Annotated in this window: 24 protein-coding genes; all 24 read right to left on the bottom strand. The window is 69.4% G+C overall.

The window, feature by feature from the left end:
• Position 1: 1 nt before the first annotated feature.
• Positions 2–1,243, bottom strand: coding sequence for a hypothetical protein (locus tag DW299_RS17050; RefSeq protein ID WP_136037294.1), 1,242 nt, complete (start codon positions 1,241–1,243; stop codon positions 2–4).
• Between the two features lie 68 nt (positions 1,244–1,311).
• Positions 1,312–4,830 carry a DNA polymerase III subunit alpha gene (gene dnaE / locus DW299_RS17045; protein WP_136031345.1) on the bottom strand — a complete coding sequence of 1,173 codons (3,519 nt, stop codon included), beginning with the start codon at positions 4,828–4,830 and terminating at the stop codon, positions 1,312–1,314.
• 70 nt (positions 4,831–4,900) lie between these two features.
• Positions 4,901–5,986 (bottom strand): hypothetical protein, encoded by a 1,086-nt coding sequence (locus DW299_RS17040; RefSeq protein ID WP_136037293.1) that lies wholly within the window; start codon positions 5,984–5,986, stop codon positions 4,901–4,903.
• The gene (locus DW299_RS17035; protein WP_136037292.1) at positions 5,961–6,566 is read right to left on the bottom strand and encodes an RNA polymerase sigma factor; all 606 of its coding nucleotides are present in this window, start codon (positions 6,564–6,566) and stop codon (positions 5,961–5,963) included. The genes DW299_RS17040 and DW299_RS17035 overlap by 26 nt, the downstream gene beginning before the upstream one ends.
• A 121-nt stretch (positions 6,567–6,687) precedes the next feature.
• Positions 6,688–7,260: a GNAT family N-acetyltransferase gene (locus DW299_RS17030; RefSeq protein WP_136031339.1), complete on the bottom strand. Its 573-nt coding sequence runs from the start codon at positions 7,258–7,260 to the stop codon at positions 6,688–6,690.
• Between the two features lie 56 nt (positions 7,261–7,316).
• Complete coding sequence (locus DW299_RS17025) at positions 7,317–8,237, bottom strand: RluA family pseudouridine synthase (RefSeq protein ID WP_136031337.1); 921 nt, start codon at positions 8,235–8,237, stop codon at positions 7,317–7,319.
• A 2-nt stretch (positions 8,238–8,239) separates the two neighbouring features.
• A complete protein-coding gene (gene lspA / locus DW299_RS17020) occupies positions 8,240–8,800 on the bottom strand; it encodes a signal peptidase II (protein WP_240744563.1) in 561 nt (186 codons plus the stop codon).
• Between the two features lie 96 nt (positions 8,801–8,896).
• On the bottom strand, positions 8,897–9,490 hold the full coding sequence (locus DW299_RS17015; protein WP_136031335.1) for a DivIVA domain-containing protein: 594 nt from the start codon (positions 9,488–9,490) through the stop codon (positions 8,897–8,899).
• 181 nt (positions 9,491–9,671) lie between these two features.
• Positions 9,672–9,971, bottom strand: coding sequence for a YggT family protein (locus DW299_RS17010; protein WP_136031333.1), 300 nt, complete (start codon positions 9,969–9,971; stop codon positions 9,672–9,674).
• A gap of 3 nt (positions 9,972–9,974) precedes the next feature.
• On the bottom strand, positions 9,975–10,448 hold the full coding sequence (locus tag DW299_RS17005) for a cell division protein SepF (protein ID WP_136031331.1): 474 nt from the start codon (positions 10,446–10,448) through the stop codon (positions 9,975–9,977).
• Positions 10,449–10,491: 43 nt separating this feature from the next.
• Positions 10,492–11,187, bottom strand: a complete 696-nt coding sequence (locus DW299_RS17000) for a YggS family pyridoxal phosphate-dependent enzyme (RefSeq protein WP_136037302.1) — start codon at positions 11,185–11,187, stop codon at positions 10,492–10,494.
• 8 nt (positions 11,188–11,195) lie between these two features.
• On the bottom strand, positions 11,196–12,344 hold the full coding sequence (ftsZ, locus tag DW299_RS16995; protein WP_136031329.1) for a cell division protein FtsZ: 1,149 nt from the start codon (positions 12,342–12,344) through the stop codon (positions 11,196–11,198).
• A gap of 161 nt (positions 12,345–12,505) precedes the next feature.
• Complete coding sequence (locus tag DW299_RS16990) at positions 12,506–13,423, bottom strand: cell division protein FtsQ/DivIB (RefSeq protein ID WP_136031326.1); 918 nt, start codon at positions 13,421–13,423, stop codon at positions 12,506–12,508.
• A gap of 3 nt (positions 13,424–13,426) precedes the next feature.
• Complete coding sequence (gene murC, locus DW299_RS16985; RefSeq protein ID WP_136037291.1) at positions 13,427–14,827, bottom strand: UDP-N-acetylmuramate--L-alanine ligase; 1,401 nt, start codon at positions 14,825–14,827, stop codon at positions 13,427–13,429.
• 42 nt (positions 14,828–14,869) lie between these two features.
• Positions 14,870–15,946 (bottom strand): UDP-N-acetylglucosamine--N-acetylmuramyl-(pentapeptide) pyrophosphoryl-undecaprenol N-acetylglucosamine transferase, encoded by a 1,077-nt coding sequence (locus DW299_RS16980; RefSeq protein WP_136037290.1) that lies wholly within the window; start codon positions 15,944–15,946, stop codon positions 14,870–14,872.
• On the bottom strand, positions 15,943–17,148 hold the full coding sequence (ftsW, locus tag DW299_RS16975) for a putative lipid II flippase FtsW (RefSeq protein WP_136031320.1): 1,206 nt from the start codon (positions 17,146–17,148) through the stop codon (positions 15,943–15,945). The genes DW299_RS16980 and ftsW overlap by 4 nt, the downstream gene beginning before the upstream one ends.
• Positions 17,117–18,652 (bottom strand): UDP-N-acetylmuramoyl-L-alanine--D-glutamate ligase, encoded by a 1,536-nt coding sequence (murD, locus tag DW299_RS16970; RefSeq protein ID WP_136037289.1) that lies wholly within the window; start codon positions 18,650–18,652, stop codon positions 17,117–17,119. The genes ftsW and murD overlap by 32 nt, the downstream gene beginning before the upstream one ends.
• The gene (mraY, locus tag DW299_RS16965; protein WP_136031316.1) at positions 18,642–19,748 is read right to left on the bottom strand and encodes a phospho-N-acetylmuramoyl-pentapeptide-transferase; all 1,107 of its coding nucleotides are present in this window, start codon (positions 19,746–19,748) and stop codon (positions 18,642–18,644) included. Before mraY ends, murD begins: the two co-directional genes overlap by 11 nt.
• A complete protein-coding gene (locus DW299_RS16960) occupies positions 19,745–21,157 on the bottom strand; it encodes a UDP-N-acetylmuramoyl-tripeptide--D-alanyl-D-alanine ligase (protein WP_136037288.1) in 1,413 nt (470 codons plus the stop codon). Before DW299_RS16960 ends, mraY begins: the two co-directional genes overlap by 4 nt.
• A 27-nt stretch (positions 21,158–21,184) precedes the next feature.
• Positions 21,185–22,954 carry a peptidoglycan D,D-transpeptidase FtsI family protein gene (locus tag DW299_RS16955; RefSeq protein ID WP_136037287.1) on the bottom strand — a complete coding sequence of 590 codons (1,770 nt, stop codon included), beginning with the start codon at positions 22,952–22,954 and terminating at the stop codon, positions 21,185–21,187.
• Between the two features lie 24 nt (positions 22,955–22,978).
• The gene (gene ftsL / locus DW299_RS16950; protein WP_136037286.1) at positions 22,979–23,551 is read right to left on the bottom strand and encodes a cell division protein FtsL; all 573 of its coding nucleotides are present in this window, start codon (positions 23,549–23,551) and stop codon (positions 22,979–22,981) included.
• Complete coding sequence (rsmH, locus tag DW299_RS16945) at positions 23,548–24,486, bottom strand: 16S rRNA (cytosine(1402)-N(4))-methyltransferase RsmH (protein ID WP_136037285.1); 939 nt, start codon at positions 24,484–24,486, stop codon at positions 23,548–23,550. The genes ftsL and rsmH overlap by 4 nt, the downstream gene beginning before the upstream one ends.
• Positions 24,487–24,589: 103 nt before the next feature.
• A complete protein-coding gene (mraZ, locus tag DW299_RS16940; RefSeq protein ID WP_136031306.1) occupies positions 24,590–25,021 on the bottom strand; it encodes a division/cell wall cluster transcriptional repressor MraZ in 432 nt (143 codons plus the stop codon).
• 253 nt (positions 25,022–25,274) lie between these two features.
• Positions 25,275–25,649 carry an SCO2097 family morphological protein gene (locus DW299_RS16935; protein WP_136031304.1) on the bottom strand — a complete coding sequence of 125 codons (375 nt, stop codon included), beginning with the start codon at positions 25,647–25,649 and terminating at the stop codon, positions 25,275–25,277.
• Position 25,650: the final 1 nt, after the last annotated feature.

Below are 25,650 nucleotides of genomic sequence, written 5' to 3'. Positions count from 1 at the left end.
GTCAGCCCTTCGTGATGTCGGTGATGTCGTGGAGGTATCCGATGCGGCCGTCGTCATGGCGAACGACGTAGGCCCCTCCGCGATCCTCGATCACCAGCGCCCACGCGGTCGGCCCCACCCGGAAGATCGGCTCGCCGCGCTCGTCGTGCACATCGCGCTCGGTGGGCGCCAGGATCCAGAACGGTTGCGCCGCCTCCGTGTACTGGCGGGGGATCGTGGCCTCGACGTCGTCGTCCTGCTCGTCCGCGACGATCGGATGGACGGCCGTGGCATCGTCGGGGACATCGACCGCTCCTGTCTCCTCCCGAGCGGTCGTGCCGAGGAGGGACTCGATGCTCCCGGTGTCGGAGACGATCTCGGGCTGCTCGGCCCGGGAACGCCGGGAGTAGCTCGGCGTGTACTCCTCCTCGTCGGCCACGGGTATCGTCCCCGTGCCTCCGCCCGACGCGTGCGCAGTGAGCGGGATCCGGTCCGAGTAGTCGGCGGGGTACGAGTCGGTGTCGGCGTGACGCCGATCGCCATCGACCGCATCGGGTACCACGTCGGTGACGGCGTCGGTTGCGGTGTCCGGGCTGGTGGGGGGTCCGGTGTCGATGACCGCGTCCGTGTCGGACTTCTCCGGCGACCCCACCGCCGCCTCGTCCTGAGTCTCCCCGGACGTCGACTCCGGGCGCGGACGGGCGATCACCGGCCGGACGGGATTCGCGTTCCGGTGCGCGAGAGTCACCAGCCGACCCTGGAAGTCTTCACGCAGCCCCGGGATCAGCGGTGCGAAAACGGTCAGGACGACCAGCGCCACCGACGTGATGACCTGCACGAGCGCGTTCCACGGCAGACCCCACTGACCCGTGGCGATCGCGGCGGACACCGCCAGCCAGAGGTTGCCCGCCCACACGCACGCGGATACGGCGAAGGAGACGGAGGCGAACTGATCGATGCCCAACGAGCCCACGCGGCGGATGCCGTCGGGAGAGAACCGACGCAGCACCAGCAGGAACACGGCCACCGTCGGGACGCCGATCGGCAGGATCCACTGGATGCCGATGCCCCACAGCGAGACGCCGCCGCTGAGGGGGAAGAAGGAGACGAGGAACGACACCAGCCAGACGCCGACGATCAACAGCTCACGCAGCGTGAAGCCGAGGATGCCGTACTCCGGGGTCACTTCGTCGTCATAGAGGACGCCGTCCTCGTCGCTGAACACCGCGTCGGCGGCATCCGGCTCGGGAAGTTCCGTGCTCATAGTGGTCCTTTCATCACCGGCGCACTCTGGCCGTGGCGGTGCTGTCGACGGCTCCCGATCCTACCCGTTCACCCCAGACAGGTCGGGCCGAGCAGTGACTTGAGGTCACCGAAGAGGTCGGCCGACACCTTCACCGGCATCGGGACCTCGAACACCTTCGCGGTCCCGCCGCGGTGCACCCGAAGCAGCACCTCGGTCTCGCCGTTGTGCCGTCGCAGCACCTCGGCGAGCTCGTGCATCACGCGCTCGGTGGCGCGCTGCTCCGCGAGCACGAGCGACAGCGGGCCTGCGGCGTCGAACGAGCCCACATCGGGTGCGAAGGCCGACTGGGCATGCAGGTTGAGGCCGTCGTCGCGGCGCGACACCCTCCCCCGCACGGCCAGGATCGCGTCCTGCTGGAGGGTGTGCTGGAACTCCGTGTACGTCTTGCCCATGAACATCACGGTGACCTCGCCGTTGAAGTCCTCGACCGTGATCATGCCGTACGGGTTTCCGCTGGCCTTCGCCACCCGGTGCTGCACGCTCGTGACCAGGCCCGCGACCGTCACCTGGTCGCCGTCCTGTAGGTCCTCCGAGTTGTTGAGGTCATGGATCGAGATCGACGCGTGCTTCGCCAAAGGCACCTCGAGGCCCGCGAGCGGATGGTCGGACACGTACAGCCCGAGCATCTCCCGCTCGAACGCCAGCTTGTCCTTCTTGATCCACTCGGGTCGGGCGGGGACCTTGGCCGGCGCGACCTCCTCCAGCCCGTCGTACAGGCTGTCGAAGTCGAACCCGATCGCGCCCTGAGCCTCGTTGCGCTTCCGGTCGACCGCGGCCTCCACGGCGTCCTCGTGCACCTCCAGCAGCGCACGCCTCGTGTCGCCCATCGAGTCGAACGCGCCCGCCTTGATGAGCGACTCCACGGTGCGCTTGTTGGCGACATGCAGCGGGACCTTGTCGAGGAAGTGGTGGAACGACGTGAAGCGCTCATCCTTCCTGGCCTGCACGATCCCGTCGACGACGTTGGTGCCCACGTTGCGCACCGCTCCCAGACCGAAGCGGATGTCGTCGCCGACGGCGGCGAAGAAGTTGATCGACTCCGAGACGTCGGGCGGCAGCACCCGGATACCCATGCGGCGGCACTCGTTCAGGTACAGCGCCATCTTGTCCTTCGAGTCGCCGACGCTCGTCAGCAGCGCCGCCATGTACTCGGCCGGGTAGTGCGCCTTCAGGTACGCGGTCCAGTAGGACACGAGACCATACGCGGCGGAGTGCGCTTTGTTGAACGCGTAGTCGGAGAAGGGCAGGAGGATGTCCCACAGCGCCTTGATCGCGCCCTCGCCGAAGCCGCGCTCCTTCATACCGCCGGCGAAGCCCTCGTACTGCTTGTCCAGCTCGGACTTCTTCTTCTTGCCCATCGCGCGACGGAGGATGTCGGCCTGACCGAGGCTGAACCCGGCGACCTTCTGCGCGATGGCCATCACCTGCTCCTGGTAGATGATGAGGCCGTAGGACTCCTCCAGGATCTCGGCCAGGGGTTCCTCGAGCTCCGGGTGGATCGGCGTGATCTGCTGCTGGCCGTTCTTGCGCAGCGCGTAGTTCGTGTGCGAGTTCGCGCCCATCGGGCCCGGGCGGTACAGCGCGATGAGGGCCGAGATGTCACCGAAGTTGTCCGGCTTCATCAGGCGCATGAGCGACCGCAGCGGAGGGCTGTCGAGCTGGAACACGCCCAGCGTGTCGCCGCGCGCGAGGAGCTCGTACACCGCGGGGTCGTCGAGTCCGAGGTGCTCGAGGTCGAGCTCCTCGCCTCGGTTCATGCGGATGTTGTCGAGCGCGTCCGAGATGATCGTGAGGTTGCGCAACCCCAGGAAGTCCATCTTGATCAGGCCGAGCGTCTCGCACGACGGGTAGTCGAACTGCGTGACGATCTGCCCGTCCTGCTCGCGGCGCATGATGGGGATGATGTCGAGCAGCGGCTCCGACGACATGATCACACCGGCAGCGTGCACGCCCCACTGGCGCTTGAGGCCCTCGAGCCCGAGCGCGCGATCGAACACCGTCTTCGCCTCGGGGTCGGTCTCGATCAGCGCCCGGAACTCGCTCGCCTCCTTGTAGCGCGGGTGCGCGGAGTCGAACATGCCATCGAGGGGCATGTCCTTGCCCATGACGGCGGGGGGCATGGCCTTGGTCAGACGCTCCCCCATGCTGAACGGGAACCCGAGCACGCGGCCGGCATCCTTGAGCGCCTGCTTGGACTTGATCGTGCCGTAGGTCACGATCTGCGCCACGCGCTCGGAGCCGTACTTCTCCGTCACGTACTCGATGACCTCGCCACGGCGGCGGTCGTCGAAGTCGACGTCGAAGTCGGGCATCGAGACGCGGTCCGGGTTGAGGAAGCGCTCGAAGATGAGACCGTGCTCCAGGGGGTCGAGGTCGGTGATCCGCATCGCGTACGCCACCATCGATCCGGCGCCGGAGCCTCGGCCGGGACCGACGCGGATGCCGTTGTCCTTGGCCCAGTTGATGAAGTCGGCGACGACGAGGAAGTAGCCAGGGAACCCCATCTGCAGGATGATGCCGGTCTCGTACTCCGCCTGCTTGCGCACCCGGTCGGGGATACCGCTCGGGTAGCGGTAGTGGAGGCCCTTCTCGACCTCCTTGATGAGCCAGCTGTCTTCGGTCTCGCCGTCCGGCACGGGGAAGCGGGGCATGTAGTTGGCGGAGGTGTTGAACTCCACCTCGCAGCGCTCGGCGATCAGCAGCGTGTTGTCGCACGCCTCCGGGTGATCGCGGAACAGCTGCCGCATCTCGGCCGCGGTCTTGATGTAGTACCCGTCGCCGTCGAACTTGAAGCGGTTCGGGTCGTCGAGCGTTGACCCCGACTGCACGCACAACAGCGCCTCGTGCGCGTCGGCCTCGTGCTGGTGCGTGTAGTGCGAGTCGTTCGTGGCCACCAGCGGGATGCCCAGGTCTTTGGCCAGCCGCAGCAGGTCGGTCATCACCCGGCGCTCGATCGACAGGCCGTGGTCCATGATCTCGGCGAAGTAGTTCTCCTTGCCGAAGATGTCCTGGAACTCCGCCGCCGCCGCCCGCGCCGCGTCGTACTGCCCAAGACGAAGACGCGTCTGCACCTCGCCCGAGGGGCACCCGGTCGTCGCGATGAGGCCCTTGCCGTAGGTCTGCAGCAGCTCGCGGTCCATGCGGGGCTTGAAGTAGTAGCCCTCCATGCTCGAGAGCGAGCTGAGCCGGAAGAGGTTGTGCATCCCCTCGGTGCTCTGACTCCACATGGTCATGTGGGTGTACGCGCCGGACCCCGAGACGTCGTCGCTCTTCTGATCGGGCGAGCCCCACTGCACGCGGGTCTTGTCGCTGCGGTGCGTGCCGGGGGTGACGTACGCCTCCAGCCCGACGATCGGCTTGATGCCCGCGGCCTGCGCCGCCCGGTAGAACTCGAACGCCGCGAACGTGTTGCCGTGGTCGGTCACGGCGATCGCCGGCATGCCGTAGTCGGCCGCCGCCTGCGTCATGGCATTGATCTTCGCTGCGCCGTCCAGCATCGAGTATTCGCTGTGCACATGCAGGTGGACGAAGGAATCGGATGCCATGTTCCGAGTCTACGGCGGGGCCCCGACACCGAGATCGGTGCCGGGGCCCGTGTCCGGGCCGCCGTGGCTGTCAGGGGATCGCGTCGACGATCGACACGTCGTAGGTGGTTCGTTCGTCCGGCACACCCGACGGCACGAGATCGTGCCCGGACTGCTTCACGTACCAGATCGCGGACTCGACGACCCATCCCGTGGTGCTGTCGATCGTGATCGTCTCGGTCCGCGCGTCGATATCGGTGAACTCGACGCGATACGTCACCTCCGAACCCGCCGTCGAGTCGACCGTGGCACGTCCCGTGAGCTGCAGAGCGGACAGATACGCCGACCGCACGTCCGGGGGCGCGATGTTCTGCTTCAGCTGGCTGAGGATCTCCATGAGCACCGAGTCATCGCGCGCACCGCCGGCCTCGGCGAAGAAACTCGACCAGTAGTCGAGCAGCCCCTGCGGATCCCGGGGCGCGGCGTCGTAGTAGCCGGGGCCACCGACCGGAGGCAGGTCACCGTACTGCCGCCCGCCGACCGACTGCAGCTCAGAAACTTCTGGCCGGTACGGCGCGAGGCTGTCCCACGTCCATCGCATCACCTCGGTATCGGTGCCGAACAGCTCGACGCGCTCCATCGAGGGCCCATAGCGGCTGACCCACGTGCCGGCGCGGTCGGCCGGCACGTAGTCCACTGCGTGCGAGCGCATCACGGCGGCCGAGATGGTCTGCGGGTCGCCGCTCCGCGGCCAGCGGAACACGCCCCCCACACCATCCCGGAAGTAGAGCGCGTCGCTGGTGTAGCGGATCTGCAGATACTGCCCCGCCTGCGGGGTCGTACCGGGGAACGGCTCGGTCGCACCCGTCCCCGACGTCGCCGACGGACGCGGCAGCGGGTCGCCGTGCGGGCGCGGATCGAGCGTCTGCACCGGCACGGCCTCCACGCGCGGCTCCGGTGCCGTCAGCTGGCTCAGCATCACGACCCCGGCCGTGGCGGCCGCGACCCCCGCGACCGCCCCGGCGACGAGGAACAGCGGCCGGCGCACCCTCCGTGCCCGCTCGGCCGCCACCCCCGCGTCGATCCCCGTGAGAAGCCGTGCCCTGGCCGACGTCAGGTGCTCCTCGCTGAGGCCGGCCCCCCGGTTGACCTCACGCACGCGCTCGAAAACGTCCATCGACTTCTCCCTTCTTCTCCGTGACCATCGTGTTCCGACCGCGGGCGCGCGCCGGATCCAACCGTGTCCGCACCCGGTTCATGCGGGACCTCACCGTTCCCACGGGAACGCCGAGGGCGAGCGCGATCTCCTCGTAGCTCAGGTCGCCCCAGGCGTAGAGCAGAAGAGTCTCGCGGTCTTTCGCCGACAGCGCGGCGATCAGCGGGGCGAGCTGACGGGTCGAGAGCTCGGCGTCGAGCCGGGCGATCGTCCCGTCGAGGTCGCCGTGAGCGATGTGCTCCTCACGGGCCGCCGACTGCGCCGCCGACCGCAGGTGCTTCGCCTCGCGCGCCCTGTGCTTCTTGATCAGCCGCGACGCGATGCCGTACAACCACGGGAGTGCGGAGTCCCAGGACGTGTCGAACGACGACCGCCGCGCGAAGGCGACGAGGAACGTCTCGCTGAGGACGTCCTCTCCGGCATCCATCCCGAGGCGGCGGGCGGCATAGCCACCCACCGCGCCGGCGTGTCTGTCGAACAGTTCGGCGAACGCCCGGGGTTGCCCGAGCGACCGCTGAATGATCTCGCTGTCTGTGCTCACACTATGTATTGCCTCAGAACCACGATCCGGTTCGAAACTCGTCGCGGCGCCCCGGCGACGACCGATCCGCCGCGCGTTCCCCGGTCCTCACTCACCCGGTCGGTCACTCCACGACGGCCCGTCACCGCAGGTCGAGACGCATGAGCACCCGGGGGAACCCGTCGAGCACGGACCCGGTGTCGGCAGCCTTCGTGAAGCCGGCACCCTCGAACAGGGACCGGGTCCCCACGTACGCCATCGTGAGGTTCACCTTCTCCCCCGCGTTGTCGACCGGATATCCCTCGATCGCTGGAGCCCCGCGTTCCCTGGCGTACGCGACCGCGCCGTCGATCAGCGCGTGCGAGACACCCTGCTTGCGGAATCCCGGGCGCACGCGGAAACACCACAGCGACCAGACGTCCAGATCGTCGACGTGCGGGATGAGGCGATTGCGCGCGAAGCTGGTGTCACGCCGGGGATGCAGAGCCGCCCACCCCACGGGCTCATCGTCGAGATACGCGATGACGCCCGGCGGCGGGTCCTGGTGGCACAGCTCGCGCACGCGATCCGCACGAGCCTGCCCGCGCAGGGACACGTTCTCCTTGTTGCCGATCCGATAGCTGAGGCAGAAGCAGACGTTCGACGTCGGCTTCTTCGGACCCACCAGTGTCGCGACGTCGTCGAAGACGGTCGCGGGGCGCACCACGATGCTCATGCGGTCAGTGTGGCGCACACCACCGACACCGCGCGCGCGGCACCCCGGGACAGCCGCTACTCCCCGCGCAGCACGTCCAGCGCGTGCCGGAAGTCCGCCGGGTACGGCGACTCGAACTGCACCCACTCGCCGGTGGTCGGGTGCGCGAACGCGAGCTGGTGGGCGTGCAGCCACTGTCGCGTCAACCCGAGCCGTGCGGACAGCGTGGGGTCGGCGCCGTACAGCGGGTCCCCGACGCAGGGGTGACGATGCGCGGCCATGTGCACGCGGATCTGATGCGTGCGCCCGGTCTCCAGGTGGATCTCCAGCAGCGAGGCTCCGGGAAACGCCTCGAGCGTCTCGTAGTGCGTGACCGATGGCTTGCCGTCCGGCACGACCGCGAACTTCCACGAGTGATTCGGGTGGCGCCCGATGGGCGCGTCGATCGTGCCGACGAGCGGGTCGGGGTGTCCCTGGACGACCGCGTGATAGATCTTCTCGACCGTCCGCTCCTTGAACGCGCGCTTGAGCGCGGTGTACGCGCTCTCGCTCTTGGCGACGACCATGAGCCCGCTCGTGCCCACATCGAGCCGATGCACCACGCCCTGCCGTTCCGGAGCCCCGCTCGTGGCGATCCGGAAACCCGCGGCGGCCAGAGCCCCGACGACCGTGGGCCCTTCCCAGCCCAGCGAGGGATGGGCGGCGACCCCGGTGGGCTTGTCGACCACCACGATGTCGTCGTCGTCATACACGATGCCCAGCTCGGGCACCGCGATCGGCTCGATCCTCGGCGCCTCCCTGGGCTGCCACTCCACCTCGAGCCAGGCCCCGCCGTGCAGACGGTCCGACTTGTCGAGCGTCGCGCCGTCCTGCCGCACACCGCCGCTCGCCGCGACCTCCGCCGCGAACGTCCGCGAGAAGCCGAGCAGCTTCGCGAGGGCCGCGTCGACGCGCGTGCCGTCGAGCCCGTCCGGGACGGGGAGAGAGCGCGACTCCACGCTCAGCGCTCCTCGGGAGACGACGACCCCGCCTCGGCCGACGCGCGTCCGTCGACGACACGGTCGCTCTCACTCACCGCAGCCTCGTGCTCGGCCGCGACGGCCTCTGCGTCCTCATCGGTCTCCACCGGCGCGTGGTCGCGCTCGCGGGTGCCGTCGAAGCGCAGGCCGAACACCACCAGCAGTGCCACCGAGATCATGCCGGTGACGATGAAGATGTCGGCGACGTTGAAGATCGCGGGCATCATCCACGGCATGGAGATCATGTCGACCACGTGGCCGACCGGGAACCCGGGCTCGCGGAACAGCCGGTCGCTGAGGTTGCCGAGCACACCGCCGAGCAGGCAGCCGAGGACGACGGCCCACAACCGGGACCTCAGGCCGAAGGCCTTCCAGACGATCACTCCCGCGACGACCGCGAGGGCGATCGTGAAGATCCACGTGACCTCGGACCCGAGCGAGAACGCCGCTCCGGGGTTGCGGATGTAATACAGCTGCAGGAACTCCCCGAGCACGGGGACGACCTCGTGCAGCGGAAGGTGCTCGATGGTGAGGTACTTCACAAACTGATCGGCGGCCAGCACGACCGCTGCGAGAATCGCAACGAGCGCGCCGGCCGCCGACCGACGAAGGGGACGACGTCCTGTCAACGCGACGCCTTACAGGCCGATCGCGGAGACGGGCGTGGAGTCCGTGGAAGCCGACTTCTCGTCGAGGTCGCGGAGCTGACCCTCGATGTAGCCGCGCAGCTGAGCACGGTAGTCGCGCTCGAAGTTGCGGAGCTCGGTAATGCGGGCCTCGAGCGTGTTGCGCTCGCGCTCCAGACGCGCCGACTCCTCCCGCTGCTTGGCCTCGGCCTCGGTGCGGATGCGAGCGACCTCGGTCTCCGCCTCCGCGATGAGCGCGTTGCGCTTGGCCTCACCCTCGGCGACGTGCTCGTCGTGCAGACGCTGGGCGAGCTCGATGATCCCGGCGGTCGCCGTGGCAGAACCGGTCGGAGCGGGCTCGGCGGGCGTGGCCTCGGCGGCGGGCGCGGCCACCGGCTTCGGGGCGGGGGTCTCGGCGGCGGCGGGCGCGGCACCGGACTCGTACGCGGCCAGCTTGGCCTTCAGCTCGGCATTCTCCTCGAGGGCCTTGCGCCACTCGATGACGATCTCGTCGAGGAAGTCGTCGACCTCGTCCGGGTCGAAGCCGTCCTTGAAGCGGACGTGCTGGAACTGCTTGGTGACGACGTCATCCGGGGTAAGTGCCATGGGTGGCTCCTCTTTCGATGAGTTCGATTGCCAGTACCGATGTATGGCGTGTTCGTGATGTGGCGCGAACCCGGGGCGCGCACCTGGGTGCCAGCATAGCCCCCGAGCCTTGGCCTCGCGACGCCGCGACACCCAGGCTCGGCGAACTCACCGGCGCCCTGAGGCGCGACACGCCACGGCGTCAGCGGATGAAGAGCCGGACGATGTTCATCAGGATCAGCACCACCAGCAGGGTGAGCGCGAACCCGAAATCGAGCGACAGCTGCCCGATGCGCAGCGGCGGGATGATCCGCCGGAAGAACCGGATCGGCGGATCGGTGACCGTGTAGACGGCCTCCGCGGCGACGAGGCCGAATCCCTTCGGACGCCACTCCCGGTTGAACAGGGGGATGTAGTCCAGGATGAGCCGCGCGAAGAGCACGAAGATGTACAGCAGCAGCACCAGGTGGACGATGCTGGCGAGGACCGAGACCAGCTGCACGGGTTAGGAGTGGTCGAAGCCCGCGGACTCGGCGTCCGCGTGCGCGATTCCCCCGTGCCCGGACACCGCGATGTTCTCCGGCGAGAGCAGGAACACCTTGGAGGTGACGCGCTCGATACGGCCGTACAGGCCGAGGGAGAGACCGCTCGCGAAGTCGATGAGGCGACGCGCGTCGGCGTCGCTCATCTGGGAGAGGTTGATGATGACCGGGACGCCCTCGCGGAAGTTCTCCGCGATGAGCTGCGCATCGCGGTACTGCTTCGGGTGGACGGTGAGGATCTCGTTCACGGCTCCTGCTGCGGGCTGACGGACGGCGACGGGACGACGGAGGGGCGTGACGGGGGCCGGGGTCGGCTCCTCGCGCTCGCGCTCACGCTCACGGTGGGCTCGGGCGGGTGCCTGCGTCTCCTCCTCGTAGACCTCTTCCTCGTCGGCGAGGCCGAGATACACCATGGTCTTCTTCAGCGGGTTACCCATCGTGTCCTCCGGTTCGAACGTCTCGGGCTGGTCTTGTCACAGGTTAACCCCGGTCGGGGCGCGGTCCCGTGATTGCGGAACCGATGCGCAGGTGTGTCGCGCCGGCGGCGATGGCTTCGACGAAGTCGCCGGTCATACCGGCCGAGATCCACGTGGCCGTCGACTCGATCGTACGGATGCCCTCTGCGATGCCGCGGAGCCGCGCGAACGCGGAGGCGGGCTCCTCGTCCAGCGGCGCGACGGCCATGACGCCGCGCAGCCGCAGCGACGGCAGCGACAGCACGTGCTCGGCCAGAGCGGTCGCCGCGTCGGGTGCGACACCGCCGCGACCCGGGTCGTCGGTCAAATTAATCTGCACGAGCACGTCGACCACATCGTCGCCGTCGGCCGCTCGATGCAACGCGTCGGCGAAGCGGTCGCGGTCGACGGAGTGCACCACGTCGGCGCTGCGCCGGATGGCCCCCGCCTTGTTGGTCTGCCCCTGGCCGATGAAGTGCCACTGCAGGTCGAGGTCGGCGAGCTCCGTGGCCTTCGCGGTCAGCTCCTGCTGGCGGTTCTCCCCCACCGCCGAGACGCCGAGGGCGTGCAGCTCGCGCACGAGAGCCGCCGGGTGGAACTTCGTCACGACGATCCGGGTGATCTCCTCCGGTGCGCGACCGGCCGCGCGCGCGGCGTCGGCGATCCGTTCGTCGATCGCCGACAGCCGCGCAGCGAGCTCCGATGGCGCCGGAGCACCCATCGGAGCCGTCACTTCAGGAATTCGGGGATGTCGATGTCGTCGTCGGCGAATGCCGGCTCGATGCTGGTGGCCGGCGTGCGCTGCGGTGCCGGGGCCGACTCGGTGGCGGGCGTCTCCGCGGGCTTCTCGGCCTCGTCCGAGAGGGCGACCTCCGGCAGCGATGCGGTGGACGGCCGGGAGACGACCATCGGGTCCAGGCGCAGCGACGGCTCCCCGCCGTCGAAACCCGCGGCGATGACCGTGACGCGCACCTCGTCGCCGAGCGTGTCGTCGATGACGGTACCGAAGATGATGTTCGCCTCCGGGTGCGCGGCCTCCTTCACCAGGTCCGCGGCGTCGTGGATCTCGAAGATGCCCAGGTTCGAGCCACCCTGGATCGAGAGGAGCACGCCGTGCGCACCCTCGATCGAGGCTTCCAGCAGCGGAGACTCGACCGCGAGCTCGGCGGCCTTGATGGCCCGGTCGGCGCCGCGCGCCGACCCGATGCCCATGAGCGCGGATCCCGCACCCTGCATGACCGACTTGACGTCGGCGAAGTCGAGGTTGATCAGACCGGGGGTGGTGATGAGGTCCGTGATGCCCTGGACACCGGCGAGGAGCACCTGGTCGGCGGTCGCGAAGGCCTCGATCATCGAGATGCCGCGGTCGCTGATCTCCAGGAGGCGGTCGTTGGGCACCACGATGAGGGTGTCGACCTCTTCCTTGAGCTTGGCGACGCCGGCCTCCGCCTGGCTCTGGCGGCGGCGACCCTCGAACGAGAACGGCTTGGTCACGACACCGATCGTCAGGGCGCCGATCGACTTGGCGATGCGGGCGACGACGGGCGCGCCACCGGTTCCGGTGCCACCGCCCTCACCGGCGGTGACGAACACCATGTCGGCGCCGGTCAGCGCCTGCTCGATCTCCTCCGCGTGGTCTTCCGCAGCACGGCGACCGACCTCCGGGTCGGCACCCGCCCCGAGGCCGCGCGTGAGCTCGCGGCCGACGTCGAGCTTGACGTCGGCGTCGCTCATGAGCAGCGCCTGCGCATCGGTGTTCACGGCGATGAACTCGACTCCGCGGAGCCCGAGCTCGATCATGCGGTTGACGGCGTTGACGCCGCCACCGCCGACGCCGACGACCTTGATCACGGCGAGGTAGTTCTGGTTCTGGCTCATGGCCGGCCTCCGATTAGTCGAGCCTTGGATGGGAACCTTAAACCTCAACTAGAGGTGTAAAGTATTTCCCGGTATTGCGTTCTCTCAGATCGAAGGTAAGCGCCGCCCGGCCGCGCGCGCGCAGCGACACGGGCGTGTCGCCCCATTCCCGCCGAAAGCCGTCAGCCGACGACCGCGACGTCCGGCGAGGTCACATCGATCGACGACGCCTCGGGGTTCGCGGTGAGCGCCGCCGACAGCGCGAGCGCCTTCAGACCCGACTCCTCCGAACTCCCCCACACGACCGTGAGCCCGGTGCTGAGGGTGAGCGTCACATCGTCCGCGGTCGACGCCCTCACCTCCGTCAGCGCCGTGCGGATCCCCTCCGGCAGTGCACGCACCACCAGACCGGCGCTGCGGAACGCGGCCGAATCCACCCCGCCCTCGGTCTCCACGAGCGGCTGACCCGCGGGCTGCTCCGCCGTCGTCGACAGCGCCACACCCGCCGCATCCACCAGCGTGTAGCCCGCCGACGACGAGATCACCCCGATGGGCGTCCGCTCGACGATGCGCACGGTCAGGTCGTGCGGAGGGCGCGCCTCGAGGGAGTACGTCTCGATCAGCGGGAACGCCAGGAGAGCGGCCTTCACCTCACTCGTGTCCACGAGCGCGAGGGGGGTGCCGACCTGGTCGCTCAGCGCCGCCTCGATCACGGCAGGATCGATCGTCGTCGCCCCCGCGACCGTGATCCGCTCGACCGCGAACAGCGGGCTGTACGCCGCCGCGACGCTCCCGCCCACCAGCAGCACGAGGGCACCCAGGCTGCTGAGCCAGACGATCCGGCGCCGACGTGACCGCTGCGTGAAGCGGCGGATCTCCGCGCGCAGCGCCTTGCGACGAGCGCGAGCCGCCCGCCACACCTCCCTCGTCGACGTGGGACGCTCCGCGTCGTCATCCTGCACGGCCTCGCCCGCGGGCTCATCGACGAGCGGGATCGGCGGCTCCGGATCACGGCGACGCGCACGCGCAGTCCGTTCCGGCGCGGCGGGCGCCTGCTCCGGGGCATCCGGAGCGCTCGGAAGCGGTGCGGGCCGGCGCATGCGCTACGCCCCGTCGGTCCGACGCAGCGACTCCAGCACCTGCGGGATGATCTGGTACACGTTGCCGCAGCCGAGCGTGACGACCACGTCGCCCGCGCGCGCGACCGAGGCCGTGTAGTCGGCGGCCTGCTGCCAGTCCGCCACGAAGTGCACGCGCGAGGGGTCGTGGAACGCACCGCTCACGAGTTCACCGGTGACACCGGGAACCGGATCCTCCCTGGCGCCGTAGACGTCGAGCATCACGGTGTGGTCGGCCAGCTGCTCGAGCACATCGGCGAACTCCTGATACATGTGCTGCGTGCGGGAGTAGGTGTGCGGCTGCTGGATCGCGATCAGTCGGCCGTCGCCGGCGAGAGTGCGCATCGCCTCCAGCGCCGCCCTGACCTCGGTCGGGTGATGCGAGTAGTCGTCGTACACCGTGACGCCGCGCTCTTCCCCGTGGCGTTCGAGCCGACGCACGGTCCCCGCGAAGCCCTCCATCGCGTGCACCGCGTCGGCGAACGGAAAGCCGAGCGCGACGAGCACGGCGACGGCACCGGTCGCATTGATCGCGTTGTGGGCCCCAGGGACGGCGAGCTGCATGCGCACCTGCTCCCCCGCGTACACCAGAGTCGCCGCGACCGGTCCGTCCGTGACGATGTCGGTCAGGCGCACATCCGCGTCCTCCGCCTCACCGAACGTGAGCACGTGGGGGTGGGACAGCCCCGCCCCGACCCGCAGCGCACCGGGGTCGTCGCTGGAGATCACGACGGCTTCCGAGGCCGCGTCGGCGAACCGCACGAACGCGTCGTGGAACGCCTCGTCCGACCCGTAGTGGTCCAGGTGATCGGGGTCGACGTTCGTGATGAGCGCGACCGCGGTGTCGTAAAGCAGGAACGTGCCGTCCGACTCGTCGGCCTCGATCACGAACAGGTCACCGCTTCCCGTGGCGCTGGACACTCCGAGCTGCTCGATCACGCCGCCGTTGACGAAGTGCGGTTCCGCCCCGAGCTCGCGCAGCGCGGTCACGATCATCCCGGTCGAGGTGGTCTTGCCGTGGGCCCCCGCAACCGACACCAGACGTCGCGATCCGATCAGCCAGTGCAGCGCCTGCGAGCGGTGGATGACGTGGAGACCGCGCTCCTTCGCCGTCACGAACTCCGGATTCTCCGGCCAGATGGCACCGGTGTGCACCACGGTGTCGGCGTCGCCCAGGTGCGCGGCGTCGTGACCGACGTGCACGGTCGCGCCCGCGGCGGCGAGGGCACGCAGGTTGTCACTGTCGGCGCGGTCGCTTCCGGACACCCGGATGCCGGCGTCGAGGAACATCTTGGCGAGCCCGCTCATGCCGGAGCCGCCGATGCCGATGAAGTGCGCGGAGGTGATCGTCTCGGGAAGGGGGAGGGAGAGGTCGGGTCTGATCATGTCCGCTTCAGTCTACTTTTCGTTCCGGTCGGGACGCCGGAGTCACGCCGCACCGAGGGCACGGTCGATCAGCTGGATCACGTTCTCCGTACCGTTCCTGGTACCGACGTTCTCCGCGGCCGCCGCCATGCGCGCGATGCGCTCGGGATCGCCGAGCAGGGGCACGACGAGCCGCCGCACCGCGTCGCCGTCGAAGGTGGCGTCGTCGAGCAGCTCGGCTGCTCCCGCTGCCACCGCCGAGCCGGCGTTGAGCCGCTGCTCGCCGTTGCCCACCGAGTACGGGACGTAGAGCGCGGGGATGCCCAGAGCACTGACCTCGCTCACGGTGGCCGAACCCGACCGCGACACGATCAGATCGGCCAGCGCGAACGCGAGGTCCATGCGGTCCACGTAGCGGCGCATCGTATAGCCAGGCACGCGGGGATCCTCGAGGTCGCTGCGCTCCCCCGTCACGTGCAGCAGCTGCCACCCGGCGTCGAGGATGTCGCGCCAGGAATCGGCGATCGCGTCGTTCAGCCGCTGGGCTCCGAGGGAACCGCCGAACACGAGCAGGACGGGTCGTGCGGGGTCGAGGCCGAAGTGCTCCGCCGCCTCGGCACGCGTCGCGGCACGGTCGAGCGCGATCACCTCACGTCGCAGCGGCATGCCGACGACCTCGCCACGGCGAAGCGGTGTGCCCTCGAACGCGACGCCCACCCCTGCGGCAGCCCGGGCGCCGAGCACATTCGCGAGACCCGGCTTGGCGTTCGCCTCGTGCACCACGAACGGCACCCGTTCGCGGCGCGCCGCCACGTACGCGGGAGCCGACGCGTACCCGCCGAATCCGACCACCACGTCGATGCGGTGACGGCGGATGTGCTGACGCACCTGAGCGATCGCACGACGGAAGCGACCGGGAAACGCCGCTGCCTGCGCGTTCGGACGGCGCGGGAACGGCACCTTGTCGACGATCAGCAGCTCGTACCCGCGCTCCGGCACCAGCCGCGACTCCAGGCCTTCAGCCGTCCCGAGCACCAGGACCGTGGCCTCGGGGTCACGCTCGCGCAACGCATCGGCGACCGCGAGCAGCGGGTTGACATGGCCGGCGGTGCCACCGCCGGCGAGAAGATACGAGGTCACCGAGCGACCCTACCCCGCGCACCTGACTGCTTCTCCGAGACGGGGATCGTCCGGGCGAAGGCGAGCAGCACACCGCAGGCCACGAGCACCGCGAACAGCGCCGTCCCGCCCTGCGACATGAACGGCAACGGCACGCCCATCACGGGGAAGACACCGATCACCACACCGATGTTCAGCACCGCCTGGCCCACGATCCACACCGTGATGCCGCCCGCGGCGACCCGGATGAAGGGGTCCGGCGTCTTGCGGATGATGTGGAACGCGCCGACCGTGAAGAACGTGAACAGCGCCAGCACCACGATGCAGCCGATCAGGCCGAGCTCCTCGCCGACGATCGCGAAGATGAAGTCGTTGCCCGCGGCGGGCAGCCAGCCGTACTTCTCCTGCGAGTTGCCCAGGCCGAGCCCGAAGATGCCGCCAGAGGCCATGCCCCAGATGCCATGGATCGACTGGTAGCAGTCGGTGTAGTAGAGCGCCATGTCGTCGCACGTCGCGGTGATGCGCCGCATCCGATCCTCGCTGGACAGTGCGTACGCGAGCACCGCGACCACGCCGAGGATCATCGGGATGATGAAGAGCCGGAGCTTGACGCCCGAGAAGAACAGACAGCCGAGCAGGATCAGGACCATCACCATCGCGGTGCCCAGGTCCTTGCCCGCCAGCACGGTCCCGATCGCGAGAGCGCCCACCGGCACGACCGGGATGAACACGTGGTGCCAGGTGCCCAGCATGGTCTGCTTGCGCAGCAGCACCGCGGCGATCCACAGGGCCAGCGCGAGCTTGAGGAACTCGGACGGCTGCATCTGGAACCCGGCGATCTGGATCCAGTTCCGGTTGCCGCCGTCCGCGATGCCCAGAGGCGTGAACACCAGCAGCTGCAGGGCGACCGCCCCGAACAGCGCGGGCCAGGCCATGCGCTTCAGGAAGGCGATCGGCAGACGGCTGATGAGGAACATCAGCGGGATGCCCAGCAGGGCGAAGACGCCCTGGCGCAGCACGCCGTCCATCGGGTTCTGGTCGTTCGCGACGGCGGTCGCGCTGGTGGCCGACAGCACCATCACCAGGCCGAAGATCGTGAGGAGCAGCGCGGTCGACGCGATCAGGAGGAACTCGGTCGACACCGGCGTGAACCGGCGCCCCAGAGACACCCGGGCCGCGAGGCCGCCCGACTCAGAGCGCGGAGGGCGAGCCACCTGCGTCATCGGCGCTCCCCCGCTCGATCCACTCACGTACCGCCTCGGCGAAGCGGCGGCCACGTTCCGCATAGCCGGAGAACTGGTCGAAGGACGCCGCGGCCGGGGCCAACAGCACGGTGCCCCCGTCTTCGACGATCCCCGCGGCGATCTCCACCACGCGGTTCATGACCTGTCCAGTGTCGCCAGCGTCGACCTCGAACACCGGCACCGCCGGCGCGTGTCGCCCGAATGCCGCCACGACATCGCCGCGCTCCACACCGATCACGACCGCCGCGCGGGCGGACGCCCCGGCATCGGCCACGAGCTCGGAGATGTCCACACCCTTCAGATCACCGCCAACGACCCACACCGCTCCGGGGTACGCCCGCAGCGAGGAGGCTGCCGCGTGCGGGTTCGTCGCCTTGGAGTCGTCGACCCAGGTGATGCCGGCGTGGCGCGCGACCACCTGGATGCGGTGGGCGTCGAGGTGGAAGCCCTGCAGGGCCGAGTGGATCGCCTCCGGCTCGACGCCGAGCGACCGGGCGAGTGCGCTGGCGGCGAGGATGTTCTGCACGATGTGCGGCGCCGAGAGTCCAGCGGACTCGAGCTCGGCGACGGTGGTGAGCTCGAGGGCGCTGCGGGCGCGGTCATCGAGGAACGCCCGGTCGACCAGCAGCCCCTCGACCACGCCGAGGTCGCTCGGGCCGGGGATGCCCAGGTCGAAGCCGATCGCGCGGGCGCCGTCGACGACCTCGGCCTCCTCGACCATGCGGCGCGTGGCCACGTCGGCCTTGTTGTAGACGCAGGCCACGCGCGTGTTGCGATACACCAGGGCCTTCGCGTCGCGGTAGGCCTCCGCGCTGCCGTGCCACACGAGGTGATCGTCGGCGAGGTTCAGACACACGGCGGAGTACGGGAACAGCTCCCCCTCCGGCTGCGACAGCCCGAGGTACCAGAGCTGATGACTCGACAGCTCCACCACGAGCACGTCGAAGCCGGCCGGGTCGCGCACCGCGTCGAGCACGGGCACCCCGATGTTGCCGCACGGGGCCGCACGCAGGCCGCCCTCGACCAGCAGCGTCGCGGTGAGCTGCGTGGTCGTGGTCTTGCCGTTGGTGCCGGTGATGAGCACCCAGTCGGCCGGGGTCCCGTCGGCGCGGAGCACCTTGTCCCGCACCCGCCACGCGAGCTCGACGTCCCCCCAGAGCGCGACGCCGGCGTCCTGCGCCCAGCGGATCGCGGGGTGCGACGGCGAGAAGCCCGGCGACGCGATCACCACCTCCGGCTCGAACGCGCGCAGGGCCTCCGGCACCTCGGCGAGCGACCCCAGCTCGAGGGCCGCGCCGATCACGGGCAGCAGGCGCGCGTACTCCTCGTCCGCCGACTCGCTGAGCACGAGCACGTCGGCGTCCAGCTCCGCCAGGGTGTCCGCGACCGAGAAGCCGGTCATCGACAGTCCGAGCACGGCGACGCGCAGCCCCGACCAGTCCGCGTTCCAGCTGGTCAGTCCGGCCAGACGCTCAGCCGACACGGGTCAGCCACTCCACGTAGAACAGTCCGATCGCCGAGACCGCGAGCAGGCCGGCGATGATCCACATGCGCACGACGATCGTGACCTCCGACCAGCCGCGCATCTCGAGGTGGTGGTGGAACGGGCTCATGAGGAACAGCCGCTTGCCGCGCGTGACCTTGAAGTACGCCCGCTGCAGGATGACCGAGCCGGACGAGAGGACGAAGACGCCCGCGATCACGAGGAGCAGCAGCTCGGTGCGCGTCAGGATCGCCATCGCGGTCACGACGCCGCCGATCGCCATCGAGCCCACGTCGCCCATGAACACCTTCGCCTTCGGGGCGTTCCACCACAGGAAGCCGATGAGGCTCGCGGCGAACGAGGCCGAGATGATCGCCAGGTTGAAGGGGTCGCGCACCTCGTAGCATCCGCCGAGCGCGCCGGGGTCGCCGCCGATGCAGGGCTGCTTGAACTGCCAGAACGCGATCACGCTGTAGGCGCCGACGACGAGCACGCCGGCACCGGCCGCGAGCCCGTCGAGGCCGTCGGTGAGGTTGACGCTGTTGGACGTGGCCACGCCGATGATCGCGATCCACGCCAGGTACAGGATCCAGCCGAGGACCACACCGAAGGCGAAGAGGTTGAGCCAGGTGATGTCGCGGAACAGCGAGATCGAGGCGCTCGCGGGCGTCTGTCCCCACCGGTTCGGGAAGTTCAACGCCACGATGCCGAACGGGATGACGACCAGGAGCTGGCCGATCACCTTCCGCCAGCCGGAGAGGCCGAGGCTGCGCTGACTGCGCACCTTCATGTAGTCGTCGATGAAGCCCACCGCGCCGAAGCCCACCATGAGCCAGATCACCAGGATCGCGGACAGCGCGGGCGTCTCCCCGCTCACCAGGACGCCCGTGAAGTAGCCGACGATGGAGCCGAGGATGAAGATCACGCCGCCCATGGTCGGGGTGCCGCGCTTGGCCTCGTGGCTGGGGTTGTGCACGGACTCGGGGGTGCGGATGACCTGCCCCCAGCCCCACTTCCGGAAGAGCCGGAGGAAGACGGGGGTCAGGAACAGGGTGAAGGCGAGCGAGATCGCCGCCGCCATGATGAGTGACCTCACGAGAACAATTCTCCCAGACGATCGCCGAGATGCCGCAGGCCCACGGAGTTGGATGACTTCACCAGCACGCGGTCGCCGTCGCGCAGCTCCGTGCGCAGGTACTCGAACGCCGCATCCTGGTCGGGCAGATGCACGGCCTCGCTGTCCCAGGAGCCTTCGCCGACCGCGGCCAGGTAGAGGCGGCGCGCCTCAGGGCCCACCACCACGATGCGGCGGATGTTGAGACGCACCGCGAGCAGGCCGATGCGGTCGTGCTCCTCGCCCGCGCTGTCGCCCAGCTCGCTCATGGCCCCCAGGACGGCGACCGTGCGCTCGTCCGGGCCGGTGATCTGCGCGAGCGTGCGCAGAGCGGCGGCCATCGAGTCGGGGCTCGCGTTGTAGGCGTCGTTGATGATGCGCACGCGATCGTTGCCCATCGGCTGCATGCGCCAGCGCTCGGCGATCTCGACGGTCTCCAGGCGGGCGATCGCATCGGCCGGTGCCACGCCGAGCTGCACGGCCGCGGTGAGAGCGGCCAGCGCGTTGGTCACGTGATGAGCGCCGAGCACGCGGAGCCGCAGCGGGCGGCGCTCCCCCGCGACCTCGATCGTGCAGGTCGTCCCGGAGGCGGACACGACGATGTCGTGGGCGCGAACCTCGGCCGCGTCGGACTGACCGAAGCCGACGACGCGAAGGCCGCGGTGCTCGGCGAGCTCGCGCATCGCCCACACCCGGGGGTCGTCCGCGTTGAGCACGGCGGTGCCCGGAACCCGCGCCGCCGACACGAGCTCGGACTTCGCCTTGGCCGTGGCCTCGATGCCGCCGAAGCCGCCCGCGTGCGCGAGTCCGACCATGAGCACGACGACGAGGTCGGGTTCGACGAGCCCGGCGAGGCGGGCGATGCTCCCCGGGCCGGCCGCCCCGAACTCGCTCACGAGGTACCGGGTGTCGTGGGTCACGCGGAGCATCGTGACGGGGGCACCGACCTCGTTGTTGAAGGAGTTGATCGGGGCGACGGTCTCCCCCTCGTCGGCGAGGATGCGTGCGAGGAAGTTCTTGGTCGTGGTCTTGCCGTTGGACCCGGTGATGCCGACGATACGCAGCCCACCGCCCGCGCGCACGCGGCCCACGACCTCGCGCGCCAGCTCGCCGAGTGCGACCACGGCGTCGGAGACGACGATCTGGCTGACGGGCACGTCGACCGGATGCTCCACGATCGCGAGCACGGCACCGGCCTCGACCGCCGCACCGACGAAACGGTGTCCATCGGTCTCCGCGCCGGGCTTCGCCACGAAGATCGATCCCGGCCGCATGGTGCGCGAGTCGGTGTCGACCAGGCCGTCGACGACGGTCTCGGGGGTGTGCTCTCCGGCCACACGCAGATCACCGCCGACAGCGGCGGTGATCTCAGCGAGCGTCAGGGCGATCATGTCATCTCCATGCGCGGCTCTCGCCGACTATCCGAACTTGGGGAGGAGCGCGTCCATCGGGACAGAGGACGGCATCACGCGATAGGTCTTCATCACCTGCGTCATCGCCTTCTGGAAGGCGGATGCGGTGGCCGCGGACGATACAACCTTAGTCGGCTCGTCGAGAGTGACCACGACGACGTACTGCGGATCGTCGACCGGAGCGAAGCCCACCATGCTCGTGTAGTACACGCCGGCCTTGTATCCGCCGTTGCCGTCGGAGACCTGTGCGGTACCCGTCTTGCTCGTCACGCGGTAGCCGGGAACCTGGATGCGATCGGCGTTGCCGCCCTGGACGGCGACGTTCTCGAGCATGCGGGTGAGGTCGGCCGCGGTCTGCGGTGCGACGATCTGCTCGTGCTCGGGCTTCTTCAGCTCGGAGACCGTGCCGTCCGCACCGGTGCAGGACTCGACCAGCGACAGGTCGATCTTCTCGCCGCCGTTCGCGATCGCCTGGTATGCGCCGGCGAGCTGCGGCGCGGTGACCGTGAAGTACTGGCCGAACGTGGTCGTGTACAGCGACTGGCTGTCCCAGTCGGAGACGGGGTGCAGCAGGCCGGACACCTCGGACGGGAAGTCGAGCGTCTTCTGGCCGACGCCGAACCGCTGCAGGTAGTCGTAGCGCACTTCGGGCGACACCATGGTGCCGAACTTGGACAGTGCGACGTTCGACGAGTCGATCAGGCCGCCCGCGAGCGTGTAGTTGTAGGCCGGGTGCGAGAAGGCGTCGTTGATGACGGCACCGTTCGGGAACGTCTCGCGCGACGAGGCGGTCACCGTGCTCAGGGGCGTGAGACCCGCGCCCTCGATCGCGGCCGCGGCGGTGATCGCCTTGAACGTGGATCCCGGCTCGAAGTCTCGGTGGAAGATCTGGCTGTAGCGCGTCTCGGGCGTGGAGGAGTCGAGGTCGTTGGGGTCCATCGCCGGCCACTCGGCCGCAGCGCGGATCTTGCCCGTCGCCACCTCGACGACCGTCACGGTGCCGCCCTTGGCGCCCTGCTTCTGCGCCTCCTCGCCGATCATCTGCTGGAGGTACCACTGCAGGTCGCTGTTGATCGTGAGCTGCACGGTGCCGCCGTCCACGGCGTCGACGACCTTCTCGCTGCCCGGGATGACGACGCCATCCTTGCCCTTGCGGTACGTCTCCTCACCGTCGACCGGCGCGAGGCACGTCTCCTCGAGCTGCTCGACGCCGGCCTTCGCCTCCCCCGTGTTGTCGAGGAAGCCGAGGATGTTCCCGGCGACCGCACCGTTCGGGTAGACCCGCGTCTCCCGCGGCTTGAGCGACAGGTAGGAGCCGATGCCGAGGTCGCGCAGGGCGATGTACTGCTCGGTGTTCAGGCCCTTCTTGAGCGGCGCGTACTGGCTGTTCGGGTTCTCGGCGAGGGCGTTGGAGACCAGCGCCCGCACCTCCTCGCCGGTCTGACCGGTGATCGCGGCGATCTTGTCCGAGGCCTCGGCCCACGGCAGCTTCGGGTTCTTCTCCTCGACGAGCATGATCACCTGCGGGCTCAGCTGGGCGTCGTAGACCATGACGCTCGATGCGAGCACGGTGCCCCCGGAGTCGACGATCGAGCCGCGCTGGCCGGGGATGGCGGAACCCGCCCCGATGTGCTCGAGCGACTGCGAGACGTGCTCGTCGGCGCTCACGACCTGGATGTCGACGAGGCGGACGACGAACGCCACCAGGACCGAGAGGATGACCGCCAGAGCGACGACAGTGCGTCGCCGCGGTCCGCGCGTGGCTCGTGTCGTCATGGGATCTCTCCGTGGTCGTTGCGATCAGTGGGTGGTGGGGCTGGGGAGGCCGTCGGTGATGGCCGGCGGAAGATCCTGCGCGGGCGGCGCGACGCCGTCCTCGCCCTGCGCGGTCTGCTCCGCGGGCGGTGCGTTCTCGGTGATCAGCACGTTCCCGACGGCCGCCGCGCCGTTCGGGTCGACGGTCGAGGTCCAGTCGGCTCCCGACCCCGTGCCGAAGACCGCGCCGTCGCTGAGCCGGAGGTACGAGGGGGAACCGGCGACGACCATCCCGAGCGCGGCTGCGCTGCTGGCGAGCACCTGCGGCGAGCTCAGGCCGGTGAGCTCCTCCTGCAGGGCGTGCGTGTGCAGATCTAGCTCCCGCTGCTGGGACGACAGGCCCGCGAGGGTGAACGAGTCCTGCGTGATCGCAAGGGACAGTCCGACCTGGGCCGCGCCGATGGCGACGGCGCCCGCGAGGGCCACGAGCGCATAGGCCAGCTTCGGCTTGCGGCGGACCGCGGGGGTGGTGACCGGCTGCAGTCGCCGCTTCGGTGCGCGCTGCGGCGCCTCGGAGGGCAGCGGACGGGCCGCCGTGCGTACTGCGTTCATGCTCATGCGCTCTCCCGCACCTTCTCAGCGGCGCGCAGGCGCACCGGGATCGCCCGCGGGTTGCGGGCGCGCTCTTCGTCGTCGGCGAGCTCCGCGCCCTTGGTCAGGATGCGGAAGCGGGGGGCGTGCTCCGGGAGCTCGACCGGCAGCCCCGCCGGGGCCGTGGACGCGGACGCGGCCGCGAACGCCTGCTTGACCAGGCGGTCTTCCAGCGACTGGTACGACATCACGACGATGCGCCCGCCGACGGCGAGGGCGTCCATCGCGGCCGGGATCGCGTCGGCGAGCACGTTCAGCTCCGCGTTGACCTCGATGCGCAGCGCCTGGAACACCCGCTTGGCGGGGTGTCCAGCGCGCTGGGCGGCCGCGGGCGTGGCGGCGACGAGGATGTCGACGAGTTCGCCCGACCGCAGGATCGGCTGCTTCTGCCGCGCCTCGATGATGAATCGGGCGTATCGGCCCGCGAGCTTCTCCTCGCCGTAGCGCTCGAAGATGCGCCGCAGGTTGCCCTCGCTGTAGGTGGCGATGACGTCGGCGGCGGTGATGCCCTTCGTCTGGTCCATCCGCATGTCCAGCGGAGCGTCCTTGGCGTACGCGAAACCGCGCTCGGCCTCGTCGAGCTGCAGCGAGGAGACCCCGAGGTCGAACAGGATGCCCGCGGCCCCCTGAGCATGCAGGCCGATCTCGTCGTAGACGGCGTGCACCAGGGTGAGGCGATCGCGGAACCGGGCGAGCCGCTCCCCCGCGATCCGCAGCGCGTCGGTGTCGCGGTCGAGCCCGATCAGGCGGATGCCGGGGAACCGCTCGAGCAGCGCCTCGGAGTGGCCGCCCATTCCGAGGGTCGCGTCGACCAGGACGGCGCCGTCCTCCTGCAGGGCGGGCGCGAGCAGCTCGACGCAGCGGTCGAGCAGGACGGGGGTGTGGATGTCGCGGAGGCTCATGATCTCTCTCGGGTCCGACCTTCGGCTCTGATCCCCCTCCGCTTCGCGACCCGGCACCGGGGAAGTGTGTCGGGGCGGGAGCGGCGGGGCATCACAGCCGTGGTCAGAACAGTCCCGGAATCACCTCCTGCTCCAGTTCGGCGTAGGACTCCTCACCAGCGGCGAGGTAGGCGTTCCAGCTCTCGGCGTCCCAGATCTCGGCGTGAGCACCCACTCCGGTCACGATGAGCTCCTTCTGAAGACCGGCGTACTGACGCAGGTGGGCGGGGATGGTGATGCGGTTCTGGCTGTCGGGCATCTCCGCGCTTGCTCCGGAGAGGAACAGGCGCATGAAGTCACGTGCCTGCTTGTTCGCGAGCGGCGCCTGACGGATCCGCTCGTGCATCGCCTCGAACTCGGCCGTGCTGAAGACGTAGAGGCAGCGCTCCTGACCGCGGGTGACGACGATGCCGCCGCCCAGGTCCTCGCGGAACTTCGCGGGAAGGATGACCCGTCCCTTGTCGTCCAGCTTCGGTGAGTGCGTGCCCAGCAGCATCGGCCTTCACCCCCTCTCCGTCCGGCCAACTCGAGGTGCGCCCCACTTTACTCCACTTTGCTCCACTTTCTATGACGAATGCCCGTAGATTCTGCTTGAAGGGCTCCGGGCGCGCCAGAGAACCGCGTGATTACGCGGTGGAGCGGGGTGGAGCGTCAGTGGAGGGTCGTGGAGGCCCAGTGGAGGAAAGAGTCCACACACGGAAAAAGCCCGGATGCAGAGCATCCGGGCTTCTCAGAGAAGGTGAGGCGGGTCACCGTCCGTCTTGGCGGCGATCCCAGCGATCGTTCATGCGATCCATGAAGGAGGAGGAGTCCTGTCGCTTCGCGGTCGAGCGCTGACGCGGCTCGGCCGGCGCCGAGCGACGCACGGGGGTGACCGCGAGCATGACGCCGGCAAGCATGGCCGCGAACCCGATGACCCCGACCACCACACCCCAGACATCGCCGAGGATGACACCGACGACGAGACCGCCGACGCCCGCGAGCAGCAGGAGCGCCCCGTAGACGAGGTTGCGATAGCTGAGTGCGCGGTCACCGGACGGCGCGCTCACCACATCGGCGTCATTGTGAAGGAGATGGCGTTCCATCTCGTCGAGCAGACGTTGCTCCTGTTCGGAGAGTGGCATC

Source organism: Microbacterium sp. K35, assembly GCF_004794375.1.
Classification (GTDB): Bacteria; Actinomycetota; Actinomycetes; order Actinomycetales; family Microbacteriaceae; genus Microbacterium; species Microbacterium sufflavum.
Note: the sequence above shows the minus strand (reverse complement) of the source record. Positions and strands in the feature narration are given on the sequence as shown.

What these genes read in the sequence shown, in the direction of transcription:
- DW299_RS17050 (WP_136037294.1), bottom strand. Translation starts at nt 1,243, where the DNA reads ATGAGCACGGAACTTCCCGAGCCGGATGCCGCCGACGCGGTGTTCAGC.
- dnaE (WP_136031345.1), bottom strand. Translation starts at nt 4,830, where the DNA reads ATGGCATCCGATTCCTTCGTCCACCTGCATGTGCACAGCGAATACTCG.
- DW299_RS17040 (WP_136037293.1), bottom strand. Translation starts at nt 5,986, where the DNA reads ATGGACGTTTTCGAGCGCGTGCGTGAGGTCAACCGGGGGGCCGGCCTC.
- DW299_RS17030 (WP_136031339.1), bottom strand. Translation starts at nt 7,260, where the DNA reads ATGAGCATCGTGGTGCGCCCCGCGACCGTCTTCGACGACGTCGCGACA.
- DW299_RS17015 (WP_136031335.1), bottom strand. Translation starts at nt 9,490, where the DNA reads ATGGCACTTACCCCGGATGACGTCGTCACCAAGCAGTTCCAGCACGTC.
- DW299_RS17005 (WP_136031331.1), bottom strand. Translation starts at nt 10,448, where the DNA reads ATGGGTAACCCGCTGAAGAAGACCATGGTGTATCTCGGCCTCGCCGAC.
- DW299_RS17000 (WP_136037302.1), bottom strand. Translation starts at nt 11,187, where the DNA reads ATGGGTGCTCCGGCGCCATCGGAGCTCGCTGCGCGGCTGTCGGCGATC.
- ftsZ (WP_136031329.1), bottom strand. Translation starts at nt 12,344, where the DNA reads ATGAGCCAGAACCAGAACTACCTCGCCGTGATCAAGGTCGTCGGCGTC.
- DW299_RS16990 (WP_136031326.1), bottom strand. Translation starts at nt 13,423, where the DNA reads ATGCGCCGGCCCGCACCGCTTCCGAGCGCTCCGGATGCCCCGGAGCAG.
- murC (WP_136037291.1), bottom strand. Translation starts at nt 14,827, where the DNA reads ATGATCAGACCCGACCTCTCCCTCCCCCTTCCCGAGACGATCACCTCC.
- ftsW (WP_136031320.1), bottom strand. Translation starts at nt 17,148, where the DNA reads ATGACGCAGGTGGCTCGCCCTCCGCGCTCTGAGTCGGGCGGCCTCGCG.
- DW299_RS16960 (WP_136037288.1), bottom strand. Translation starts at nt 21,157, where the DNA reads ATGATCGCCCTGACGCTCGCTGAGATCACCGCCGCTGTCGGCGGTGAT.
- DW299_RS16955 (WP_136037287.1), bottom strand. Translation starts at nt 22,954, where the DNA reads ATGACGACACGAGCCACGCGCGGACCGCGGCGACGCACTGTCGTCGCT.
- ftsL (WP_136037286.1), bottom strand. Translation starts at nt 23,551, where the DNA reads ATGAGCATGAACGCAGTACGCACGGCGGCCCGTCCGCTGCCCTCCGAG.
- rsmH (WP_136037285.1), bottom strand. Translation starts at nt 24,486, where the DNA reads ATGAGCCTCCGCGACATCCACACCCCCGTCCTGCTCGACCGCTGCGTC.
- mraZ (WP_136031306.1), bottom strand. Translation starts at nt 25,021, where the DNA reads ATGCTGCTGGGCACGCACTCACCGAAGCTGGACGACAAGGGACGGGTC.
- DW299_RS16935 (WP_136031304.1), bottom strand. Translation starts at nt 25,649, where the DNA reads ATGCCACTCTCCGAACAGGAGCAACGTCTGCTCGACGAGATGGAACGC.